Here is an 11617-nt window from a genome sequence, read left to right as displayed (position 1 = left end):
TCTCAGCGGCGACGCCTGCGGACTTCGCCGAAGAGACGCGCTTGGTTACGGGCCGAAATAGGCGTCCAGCACTTCGCTCGGTGCGCCATCCATCCGCACTTTGCCGTGTTCAAGCCACACCACTCTGTTGCAATTTTTTGCCAGAAGATCCTTGGCGTGACTAGCGATTACGAGAATCTGGGTCTTTTCAACAAGCTCGTTTAAACGCTGGTTGGCTTTGGCCTTGAATCCCTCGTCGCCTGTCGCCAGCCATTCATCCATGATCAGGATTTCGGGTTGAAGAATGGTGGAGATAGAAAATGCCAATCGCAATTGCATGCCTGACGAATAGGTGCGAACCGGCATTTCAAGGAAATCACCCAACTCGCTAAAGTCCTCGATTTCCTGCAGCCTTTCCTTCATCTCTTCCTTTTTGAAGCCCAATAGAGCGCCCCGAAGAAAAATATTCTGACGCCCTGTGGCTTCTGGGTCGATCCCGAGAGAGATGTTGATGAGCGATGTGCATTTGCCTCTTATGTCGACCTTGCCCGAAGTCGGTGCATAAACGCCCGTCAGCACGCGCAGAAGTGTCGTTTTGCCCGAGCCATTGTGGCCTATGAGACCAATCCGGTCATGCCGGCTCAGTTCGATATTGATATTGTCCAGTCCGCGGACGACGACGACACCGCCACTTTCAGAGTTGATCGAGCCACCAGTCGCCATTTTCATAACGCGATTTTTGAGCGACCTGCCGCGCGCGTTATAGATCGGGAAGTCGACTGTGACATTCTGTAGAGAGATGGATGTCATAATTGCCTGCGTTTTCTGAGATGTCTGGTTTCTTTGCTCACAGCCAGTAGGCAATGCGGGCTCTGTATTTTTTCAATAGAAGAAGCGCGAAAGACCAGCCGACAATCGCTATGCCGATAGCAACAACCCAGTTTGCTGCTGTAACAGTTTGCCCAAGAAGCGGATTTCTGACGACCGAAATCAAGTGAAAGAAGGGGTTGTAGTCGAGCATGACGTGCGATGCACGTTGCGGCAAATGGTCCGGCATCCACATGATCGGCGTGACGTACATCATCACTTGCATGATGTTCTGCACAATTTGGGTCAGGTCGCGATAGCGAGTGCATAGGATCGCCAGCGTCAATGCGATCCAAGTCATATTTAACGTCACGATAAAGAATCCCGGCACTATCAATAGTGCCGAAAGCTCTATGGATTTCCAGAATATTAGCAGAACGATCGGAAATATAACCAGGTTATGCGCAAGTATTACGGAATTTCGATACCATACTCTCAAAATGTATGTGAAGAATGGCAGATCCAATTGCAGTATTATATCGCTATTGGATATAAATCCGGAGCACCCCTCGCTGACGATCTGCGTGTAATAACCCCAAAAAATCAGGCCAACGCATATGAAGGGAAGAAATTCGCTCATAGGCGTATTGAAGATCGTGCCGAAAACGAGACCTAGTGCTCCGATCAAGACCCCCATGTTGATGGTGAGCCAGAACGCGCCGATCCTGGATCGTCTGTAGCGCTGCGCCACATCTTGCCATCCGAGCAAAGCAGCCAGGCGGAAATTCGATAAGGCTTCCGTAATATCCCACACGGCGCCGTGATAAGGCACTTCGTTACTTGCGATTTTCAGATTTCTCACCGGCAATCCATTTTCAGCTTCGTCTCCTGCTTCAGCAACAAAGACATGCGATCATTTTAAGGCGAACCCCTAGCAAAGCATGGAAACCGAGAATAGCCCCCTTATGCAAATTTACCCAAAACGGCTATCGCGACGCCTCATTGTGGACGGCGGTTAGAATAAGGCCAACCCGGAGAGCTGTTCTCTGTTGCGCTGTTGCCTGCTGGCGATTTGAACCAGCCAGTGTTATTCGACAAGCACAAAGGCAAAAGAGAGTGGCTGTCCTAAAGCCGGCGAGTGCAGAAAACTTCGGGAGGTTTTATGATCGACGATATTCTTGACCGGATGACGCTTGAGGAACAGGTTTCGCTGCTTGCGGGTGCCGATTTCTGGACCACCGTGCCAGTTGAGCGTCTCGGCGTTCCGAAGATCAAGGTCACGGATGGTCCGAATGGCGCGCGAGGTGCCGGCTCGCTGGTCGCCGGCGTCAATGCGGCCTGCTTTCCGGTTGCCATCGCGCTTGGCGCGACATGGAACCCGGCGCTAGTCGAACGCATGGGTGTGGCGCTGGCCGGCCAGGCGAAGAGCAAGGGCGCTGCCGTCCTGCTGGCGCCCACGGTCAATATCCATCGTTCAGGCCTGAATGGCCGCAATTTCGAATGCTACTCCGAAGATCCGATGCTGACGGCAGCGCTCGCGGTTGCCTATATCCAGGGCGTGCAGAGCCAGGGTGTTGCCGCGACGATCAAGCATTTCGCCGGCAATGAGTCCGAGATCGAACGACAGACGATGTCGTCGGATATTGACGAGCGCGCGCTTCGCGAAATCTACCTGCCGCCGTTCGAACAGGCCGTGAAGAAGGCCGGCGTGATGGCGGTCATGTCCTCCTACAATAGATTGAACGGCACCTATACCAGCGAGCACCCCTGGCTGCTGACAAAGGTCCTGCGTGAAGAATGGGGTTTCGACGGTATCGTCATGTCTGACTGGTTCGGTTCGCATTCGACCGTAGCAACGGTCAATGCCGGGCTCGATCTGGAAATGCCGGGGCCGTCGCGCGATCGCGGCGAAAAGCTCGTGAAGGCGGTACGGAACGGTGAGGTCAAGCCCGAGACCGTCCGTGCGACCGCCGGCCGCATCCTGACGCTGCTTGAACGCGTCGGCGCCTTCGAGATCACCCCGGATTTGACGGAGCATGCGTCGGATTTGCCCGAGGATAGGGCTCTGATCCGTCAGCTTGGCGCCGAAGGCGCGGTTCTCCTTAAGAATGATGGCATTCTACCGCTGCAAAAACCAGGGCTCGGGCATGTGGCCGTTATCGGGCCGAATGCCGCCGAGGCGCGCGTCATGGGCGGCGGCAGTGCCCAGATTGCCGCTCATTATAAGATCAGCCCGCTTGAAGGCATCCGCGCGGCGCTATCGAATGCCAACAGCATCCGCTATGCCGCGGGCTGCCGCAACAATCGTCTGATCAATCTCTTTTCCGGCGAGATGCGAGTGGAATACTTCAAGGGCCAAAACTTGGCCGGTTCGCCGGTGGCGGCGGAGCCGGCGAATAAGGGTGAGTTCTTCTGGTTCGACCTGCCGTCCCCCGAGCTTGATCCGAGCGACTTCTCCGCGCGCATGACGGCTTTCTACACACCGACGGAAAGCGGCGAACACATCTTCGGCATGACCAATGCCGGCCTTGCCAAGCTCTATGTCGACGGCAGACTGGTCGTGAACGGTTATGACGGCTGGACGCGCGGCGACAATTATTTCGGCACGGCCAATGTCGAGCAGCGTCAGGGCGTACACCTTGAGGCCGGCCAGCAATATCAGATCGTTGTCGAGTATTGCTCTTCCGCGACGACCGAGGAGGGGATCAATCTGACGGCCGTCCGCTTCGGCGTGGAGAAACCTCTCGGCGAAGCGGACATGGGAGAGGCCGTCGAGACGGCACGTGCCGCTGATATCGCGCTGCTGTTCGTTGGCCGCGATGGGCAATGGGACACCGAAGGGCTCGATCTGCCCGACATGCGCCTGCCCGGCCGGCAGGAAGAGCTGATTGAAAGGGTGGCGGCGGTCAATGCCAATACGGTCGTCGTGCTGCAGACGGGCGGACCTATTGAGATGCCATGGCTCGACAAGGTCAAGGCTGTGCTGCAGATGTGGTATCCAGGCCAGGAACTTGGGAACGCCGTGGCCGATGTGCTGTTCGGCGACGCCGAGCCCGGTGGCCGCTTGCCTCAGACCTTCCCGAAGCGCCTGGCGGACAATTCCGCGATCACAGACGATGCCGCGATCTATCCCGGCAAGGACGGACATGTGCGCTACGCCGAAGGCGTTTTCGTCGGCTACCGTCACCATGATACGCGCGGCATCGAACCCTTGTTCCCCTTCGGTTTCGGTCTCGGTTATACGCGCTTTTCCTGGGGCGAGGGGCAGGCGTCGACGACGGAGATGGAACCCGACGGCATCACCGTCACGGTCGACCTCACCAATGTCGGCGACAGAGCGGGATCGGAACTGGTGCAGCTTTATGTGCGGCCGCTTGCCGCGACGGTAGAGCGACCGGACAAGGAGTTGCGCGCTTTTGCCAAGCTTCGGCTTGCTCCTGGAGAAACGGGCAGGGCGTCGCTGCTCGTCAAGCCCCGCGATCTCAGCTATTTCGATATGGAGACGAAGGCGTTCCGCGCCGCTGCCGGCCGCTACCAGCTTTTGCTGGCTGCCAACGCGACGGATATCCGCTCGGCGATCATGATCGAAAACCCCAGGGAATGGATCGGCAAAACCTCGGATCGCTCCATCTGACGTCGTAACAGGGTTGCCGTTAGTGGTCAGGCCATACAACTGCCGCTAACGACGGCGCATGCGCACGGGCGGGATACGCCCCGAAAATGAGGAGCCAAGCCCGTCGTCGGCAGCATGATCCGGCTGAAAGATCTGGCCGACCGGTTTTGGCCGTCCAAGAAAGAAGCCCTGGGCCTCGTCACAGCCTTCGGTGCGAAGAATCTCGAGCTGGTGATTGGTCTCGACGCCCTCGGCCAGAACGGGAATTTCAAGGCTCTTGCCGAGCGCGAGGACGGCGCGGACGATCGCCTTCGCCTGGATGCTGCGCTCCACCTCGCTCATGAAGGAGCGATCGAGCTTGATCTTGTCGAAAGGGAACGAGCGCAGCGTGTCGAGCGACGAATATCCCGTTCCGAAATCGTCGATTGCAATGGTGACGCCAAGCGTTCGGATCTGTCGCAGCACATGCAGGGTGCGGCTCTTGTCGGCGATGATGGTGGATTCGGTGATTTCCAGTTCGAGCCTTGCCGGAGACAAGCCAGTTTCAAGCAGGATCGAATGGATAAGCTTGGCAAGATCCGCATGGGCGAACTGCACTGGCGAGAGATTGACGGCGATCTTGTAGGGCCTGTCCCATGAGGCTGCCTGCCTGCAGGCTGTTCGCAACACCCATTCGCCGATCATGAGGATGGTACCGCTTTCCTCGGCGATCGGGATGAATTCCGATGGCGGAACCTGGCCATGTTCGGGATGGTTCCAGCGCGCCAGCACCTCGTAGCCGCAGATCTCGCCGGTGCTGACCGAGGTTTGCACCTGATAGTGCAGTTCGAGCTGATCCAGTTCGACGGCACGGCGCAGATCCTGGGCCAGCGTGTGTCGGGCGCGCGCTGCCTCGTCCATTCTGGATTCGTAGAAACAGACGGCGCGGCCGATATCGGCCTTGGCACGATACATCGCGAGATCGGCATTGCTGACAAGGCGCTCCTGGTCGATGCCGTCATCGGGATAAACGGCGACGCCGATGCTTGCTCCGGTCACGGTCTCGAAATCGTCGATGCGGATCGGCTCAAACATGGTCTTTTCCAGACGCGCCACGAAATCCAGCAACTCGCTCTGGTTCAAGAAGCGCTTGGCCGCCGCAAACTCGTCACCGCCGACGCGCGCGACAAACTCGCCGTCCTTGATGAGGCGAGCAAGTCGGCGTCCGATGGCCTTCAGGGCCTGATCGCCCGCCTTGTGGCCGCGCAGGTCATTGATCTCCTTGAAGCGGTCAAGATCTATGCCGATCACGGCGAGTTTTGCGCCGTCTTCCTTGGCGCGCTCCATCTCGCCGCGAAGATAGTCGCTGAAGCTGCAACGATTGGGCAAGCCGGTCAGCAGATCGTTGAGCGCCATATGCTGAAGCTTCTCGATGGATTCGCGCGAGGCGCGTTCATCGATCATGTAACTGGCGACGCCGGTGCCGATGATAAGCAGGCCGCCGCCGGCGACCGCAACGGCCATGGCGCTCAGCGCGTAGGAATCGGCAAGGCCGGCGTCAGTTGCCAATGGTGTGACCGATACGGCGCTCATCGCGGTAAAATGAAGTGCGACGACCGCAAGAACGAGGAGGACAAGAGCAGCCTGCGGCGCAAGACGCCAAGGTCGACGGATCGCCTGATTGAAGGCAAATGCCGCCAAGGTGACCGAAAGCACGACGGAGCTGATGACATAGCTTTGGTTCCATTCGACGATGCCATCGACGTGGTAAGCCATCATGCCGGTATAATGCATCGTCGCAATGGCAAGGCCGACGCCGGCGCCACCCAATTCCGGCGCTAGCCGCGGTGTGCGGGACAGCATCACTGCGAAACCAACGCTGGAGCCCGCCACGGCCAGCAGAAATGATGCCATCGTAAGGATCGGATCGAAGGTGACAGGAGCGCCGACCTCATAGGCCAGCATGGCAATGAAATGCGTGCACCAGACGGAGGAACCGGCGGCGACTGCTGTCAGGAAGATCCAGCCGCCGCGCTGCAGTCCTTGCGTTTTTTCTGCTCGCTGCAGCAAGCCGAGCGTGATCCATCCACCGCTGATACAGACGAATGCTGCAAGAAGAACGAGCCACAAATTATGTTCTGTGACGATGCATGAAAGAACGCGCACGCAGAAATCCCAAATCTATTTTGTGGCAGCGACAGATCCTTAATAGGCCGTCGTCGCGCCGGAAATCGCCGCGCAGATCCTTCGTGGATGAACACTGAAGATCGCGTAAAGACGCTTGCTACAAATCGCGTGAAACTGCGCTTCCGCACTGGTTTGTGATCTCATCATCACGTCGCGGATCAGCCATTAGAGCCGCGCTTCCCGCCATTTCAACGATCGGCTCGAATTTGGCAAGCAGCGAAGGTGATCTCTCGTCAGAACTCTGATCCGAGAACTGACTCCAATATTCGAAGCTTAAATTTGGTTTCAAGTAACTCTGTTGGAAATACAGCAAATCCTAAAATGTAATGCTGGATATTAGCCGAATATCAATCTTTATGCGCGACAATGTATTTAAGTATATTTGAAAATTATACTAAGCATGGATTGTGCTTAGTATGTTATGCAATTTCCATTATATGAAAGCTCGTTCGTGAAGAGACCGAAAGCCCGCATCAGACCCTTCCGCAGACTTCAGCAGCTATCGCGAAAGCTGATGGCTGATCGAGCCGGGAACTTCGCTACGGTCACGGTCTTGCTTGCGGTTCCCCTGATTGCCGCTGCCGGAATGGCAATAGACATCACCAACGCGCTGATGGCCAGAACCGAGCTTTATAATGCGGCGGATGCTGCAGCGCTCGGCGCGATCGCTGACTCGTCGCCAGCGGTCGCCGCCGCGCTGAAGATGACCAGCGACGGCACCGTCAGCGTCGGTCAGGATGATGCACGGAAACTCTTCTTCGGCCAGACGTCCGGCGACCTGCAAAATGTGCCTGTCAACGTGAATATTTCGGTCAACAGGGTTTCGAATGTCGTCAAGTCGACGGTGAACTTCTCCGCCAGCGTGCCGACGACTCTGATGCAGATCATGGGGCAAACCTCGATCCCGATCAGCGGCACGGCTTCCGCGCAATATCAGACGGCAAGCTTCATCGATTTCTACATGTTGTTGGATAACACGCCTTCGATGGGTGTGGGCGCCACTTCGGATGACATCGCGATGATGCAAAAGAACACCACCGACACCTGTGCTTTCGCTTGTCACAATCTGGATACCACTAATAATTATTATAACTTAGCGAAACGTCTTAATGTCAAGATGCGTATCGATGTGGTACGGCAGGCAACGCAATCGCTGACGGATACGGCTGTCACTAACCGCTCGACCCCCGACCAGTATCGCATGGCCGTCTACACGTTCGGTACCAAGGCGGAAAGCGCGGGTCTGACCAGCGTGTCCGCTCTGTCTTCCGATATGGCTCAGGTTAAGACCTCCACCGGCGCGGTCGATCTGATGACCACGCCCAAACAGAATTACAACAACGACCAGGACACGAGCTTCGACACGATGTTGACGCAGCTCCAGCCGATCGTCGGCACGGGCGGCGGCGGAACGACAAGCTCGGATCGCGCTAAAGTGCTGTTCTTCGTGACCGATGGGGTTGGCGATAGCTACAAGCCCAGCACGTGCACCAAGCCGACGACGGGTGGTCGCTGTCAGGAGCCGCTCGATATATCCTTCTGCAAGCCACTGAAGGACCAGAACGTCAAGATTGCCATTCTTTATACGACCTATTTCCCGCTGCCGCAGAATCCTTGGTACAATACCTGGATTGCGCCGTTCCAATCGCAGATCGGCACGAACCTGCAAAACTGCGCGTCGCCCGGCCTCTATTTCGAAGTCAGCCCGACACAGGGTATTTCAGATGCGATGAATGCACTGTTCCTGAAGGTCATTCGGACGCCTCGACTGACAGGCTGACGGGTGCATCCGATGACCGACCAGGTCGTGCCGTCGCACGATTGTCTGCGCGGCCGTGCATGTGAGGGTGGCTCCTGGCTCCAACGCGATAGAACTCGCCCATCATGCGGGTGCTTCGGGTTCGAGACGGAGCTGCTTCCAACGAGCCTCTTATTTGCAACGACTGTGACCTGCTCGCCATCCATCGATCAAAATTAAGGAATTTCGATTTTCTGAAGGGATTATAGAGCGCTACGCAGCATCGCTACGCGATTTGCGCTCGCAAATGAGCTGCTCCTATCGGTCTCTCAAGCGGTTGGCTGTCGCCCGGTCAGAGCATCGCGTGGAGCGCGCGACGGCATATGCCGCTTAGGCCCACGGGTGGGCTACGCCGTGACCAGCGTTTTGACCAGGCCTATGATCTTCTGCCGTGTCTTTGTGTCCTTGATCTTCGCAAAGGCGCGATTGAGTTCGGCACCTTCATCAGATGAAAGGAAGCTGACGAGGTCATTCTTGACGCCCATTGCCTCGTTTGCCGAAGCATTGGAATGGGCTACCGGGTTGTCGAAGAAATGCGAAATCGACACGCCGAGGCAGTCTGCAACACGCTGCAACCGGCTGGCGCCGACGCGATTTGTGCCCTTCTCATATTTCTGGACCTGCTGAAACGTCACGTTCAGCCCTTCGGCAAGCGCCGTCTGGCTCATGCCCAACATGCGCCGTTGCATCCGGATGCGTCTTCCGACCTCGATATCGATTGGGCTGGGTGGCTTTCGCTTCGACGTATCTTGCATAGACCCTCTTTCTGGCGATGGTGCAGCCCATCGAACTGCGGGGGGTCGACGGGCGGGAGGCTGCGGGATCCTGGACATCATGTCGGCAGAGCCCTCGACTTATGACTGCCGGGTGTCATATGAGACGGCAATGTCAATTCATCCCGGCCGTCGTCACGGCATCCGATTCTTGCGCATTTGGTACAATGTTTGCGCTATCTGAACATTACGAAGGGCGTCACGCGGACACCCCTAGCCCGACACGCGGCCTAGTTTACAGCCGATTCGCGGCCGATTTGCCTTATCGTATCGATAAAGGCCCTGAGTTTTGGCGCCAGCTCGGCTCGACGCGGAAAGTATAGAAAAAGGCCGCCCTCGGTGACGGCGTAGTCGGCCAATACATGAACCAGTCGGCCAGCCTGGATGTCCGCCTGCACCAACGGTTCGAAGGCATAGGCAAGTCCGATGCCTGCCAGTGCAAGCTCTATCGCCGAATGCGCTTCTGTCACGATCGCTTGACCGCCGACCGTGACGGCCACATCCCGGCCGTCCTCGACGAATTCCCATTGATAGAGACCGCCGGAGCGGATGAGCCGGTAACCAATGCAATTATGATTGGAAAGTTCTCCCAGTGTCGTCGGTCGTCCATGGTGGCCGATATAGGCGGGGGAGGCGACCACGACCGAGCGAAAGGGAGGGGTGAGACGGATCGCCACCATATCCTGAGCAATCATTTCGCCGATACGTATACCGGCATCGAAGCCCTCGGAGACGATGTCGGTCAGTCGCTCGTCGGAAAAGATTTCCACCTCGACCTCGGGATAGCGTTCGGCCATCGCGGCGATCACCCGCGTGACAGCAAGCGGCAGGCAGACGCGCGCGGCATTGATGCGCAAAAGGCCGCTTGGCCTTCCCTTGACGGCGCGGATGCGCTCGATCCGTTCGTGAATATCCTGCAAAGCTGGCGTCACGGTGCCGATCAGGCTCCTGCCGGCTTCTGTCAGCGCCACGCTGCGGGTCGTCCGCGCGAAAAGCGGCTGGCCGAGCCGTTCTTCTACCAATCGGACGGCATGGCTGACAGCAGATGCACTCATCCCCAGTTCACTGGCAGCAGCGGCGAAACCGCCGCGGCGGGCCACGGCGACGATAACGGGAAGGTGAGGCAGCAGATCGCGATCCATTCATGAACTGTATCGCACAATGCATGCGAATTAAATGATCTTATCGCAGGGCGGGAAAGGGGGAATCCTGTGCAGGTCAAATCGCCGACGGGCTTCATCGACCATCCGGACGAGGCCGGACGCGGCAATGAGGAGCACATCCATGAGCATGGAATTCTACACTCTCGGCAATAGCGGCCTGAAAGTAACGCGGCTTGCCCTCGGCACCATGACCTTCGGCACGGAATGGGGCTGGGGGTCGGACAAGGCGACAGCTCGCGCCATCTTCGACGCCTATGTCGAGGCTGGCGGCAATTTCTTCGATACCGCGGATGCCTATACCGGCGGCACGTCGGAAACCTGGCTCGGCGAGTTCATCGCCGAACGCGGACTGCGCGACGAGGCGGTGATCGCGACTAAATTCAGCATGAACCTTCAGGCACACACACCGAACGCCGCCGGCAATGGCCGCAAGAACATACTGCGCGCCGTCGAGGGCTCGCTGAAGCGGCTCAACTCCGACCATATCGATCTTTATTTGATGCATTGCTGGGACCGCCTGACACCGCCCGAGGAGGTCATGCGTACGTTTGACGATCTCGTCCGTTCGGGAAAGGTGCTTCACGTCGGCCTGTCGGACGTGCCGGCCTGGTACGCGAGCCGCGCCCAGGCCATTGCCGAACACAGAGGCTATGCGCCAATATCGGCATTGCAGCTCGAATATTCGCTGGCGGAGCGCAATATCGAGAATGAGTTCATCCCCTTCGGCACGCGCTATGGCGCCGGCATCATGGCGTGGAGCCCGCTGGCGAGCGGCCTTCTGAGCGGCAAGTACCGCCCGAGCGCGGCGGAGCCGACGGCCGGTCGGCTCGAGACCGTGCGAGGGACGACAAATCCGGGCTTTCAGAAATTCAACGAGCGCAACTGGGCAATCGTTGCCGAACTGGAAAACGTATCTGCCGAGCTTGGGCGCAGCATGGCGCAGGTGGCGGTAAACTGGGTAATGACCCAACCGGGCGTGGCCTCGGTCATCATCGGCGCAACGAAGCTGGAGCAGCTGAACGACAACCTCGGCGCATTGGATTTCGAGATTCCCTCGGAGTTACGGCAGAGGCTCGACGATGTCAGCGCCTTGCAGCCGACCTTCCCTTATTCCTTCTTCGGATCTGAGATCCAGGGCGCTATGACCGGCGGTCAGACGGTGGGCGACAAGCCGGCCGGTTACTATCCGGATCTGAATATTTCGGGGAAGTTTGCCGGCGTCAGCTAAACCTGCAGGCAACGACCTACGAAGCGCCGGCAGCGATGCCGGCCCAAAACCGTTATAGTGCCAGAGTCCTTGTTTCCGCCGAGTTCTGCT

General features: G+C 57.8%; 8 protein-coding genes. 3 read left to right on the top strand and 5 right to left on the bottom strand.

All coding sequences use genetic code 11. The annotated features are described in order from the left end of the window. Positions 1-45 precede the first annotated feature (45 nt). Both AB8B29_RS25050 and AB8B29_RS25045 read right to left on the bottom strand, forming a co-directional pair. Positions 46-789, bottom strand: a complete 744-nt coding sequence (locus AB8B29_RS25050; RefSeq protein WP_034511416.1) for an ABC transporter ATP-binding protein — start codon at positions 787-789, stop codon at positions 46-48. Positions 790-826: 37 nt separating this feature from the next. After that, positions 827-1648, bottom strand: coding sequence for an ABC transporter permease (locus AB8B29_RS25045; protein ID WP_439006771.1), 822 nt, complete (start codon positions 1646-1648; stop codon positions 827-829). 300 nt (positions 1649-1948) lie between these two features. Here AB8B29_RS25045 and AB8B29_RS25040 point away from each other — a divergent pair, with 300 nt between their 5' ends. Beyond that, positions 1949-4420, top strand: a complete 2472-nt coding sequence (locus AB8B29_RS25040) for a glycoside hydrolase family 3 C-terminal domain-containing protein (RefSeq protein WP_037199652.1) — start codon at positions 1949-1951, stop codon at positions 4418-4420. 45 nt (positions 4421-4465) lie between these two features. Here the strand turns inward: AB8B29_RS25040 and AB8B29_RS25035 are convergent, their stop codons facing one another. Next, positions 4466-6544: a bifunctional diguanylate cyclase/phosphodiesterase gene (locus AB8B29_RS25035; RefSeq protein ID WP_037199650.1), complete on the bottom strand. Its 2079-nt coding sequence runs from the start codon at positions 6542-6544 to the stop codon at positions 4466-4468. 535 nt (positions 6545-7079) lie between these two features. Here AB8B29_RS25035 and AB8B29_RS25030 point away from each other — a divergent pair. After that, entirely contained in the window at positions 7080-8345 is a 1266-nt protein-coding gene (locus AB8B29_RS25030; RefSeq protein ID WP_037199716.1) for a pilus assembly protein TadG-related protein, read from the top strand. 365 nt (positions 8346-8710) lie between these two features. On the opposite strand, the gene AB8B29_RS25025 is transcribed toward AB8B29_RS25030, so the two are convergent. Then, entirely contained in the window at positions 8711-9118 is a 408-nt protein-coding gene (locus AB8B29_RS25025) for a helix-turn-helix domain-containing protein (RefSeq protein ID WP_037199647.1), read from the bottom strand. A gap of 248 nt (positions 9119-9366) precedes the next feature. Next, on the bottom strand, positions 9367-10278 hold the full coding sequence (locus tag AB8B29_RS25020; RefSeq protein WP_037199644.1) for a LysR family transcriptional regulator: 912 nt from the start codon (positions 10276-10278) through the stop codon (positions 9367-9369). Between the two features lie 142 nt (positions 10279-10420). On the opposite strand from AB8B29_RS25020, the gene AB8B29_RS25015 reads away from it, so the two are divergent. Beyond that, the gene (locus tag AB8B29_RS25015) at positions 10421-11527 is read left to right on the top strand and encodes an aldo/keto reductase (protein ID WP_037199639.1); all 1107 of its coding nucleotides are present in this window, start codon (positions 10421-10423) and stop codon (positions 11525-11527) included. Positions 11528-11617: the final 90 nt, after the last annotated feature.

Origin of the sequence: Rhizobium sp. 11_C7_N12_5, assembly GCF_051811145.1 — a bacterium.
GTDB lineage: Bacteria > Pseudomonadota > Alphaproteobacteria > Rhizobiales > Rhizobiaceae > Rhizobium > Rhizobium lusitanum.
This window is presented reverse-complemented; position numbering and strand designations above follow the sequence as displayed.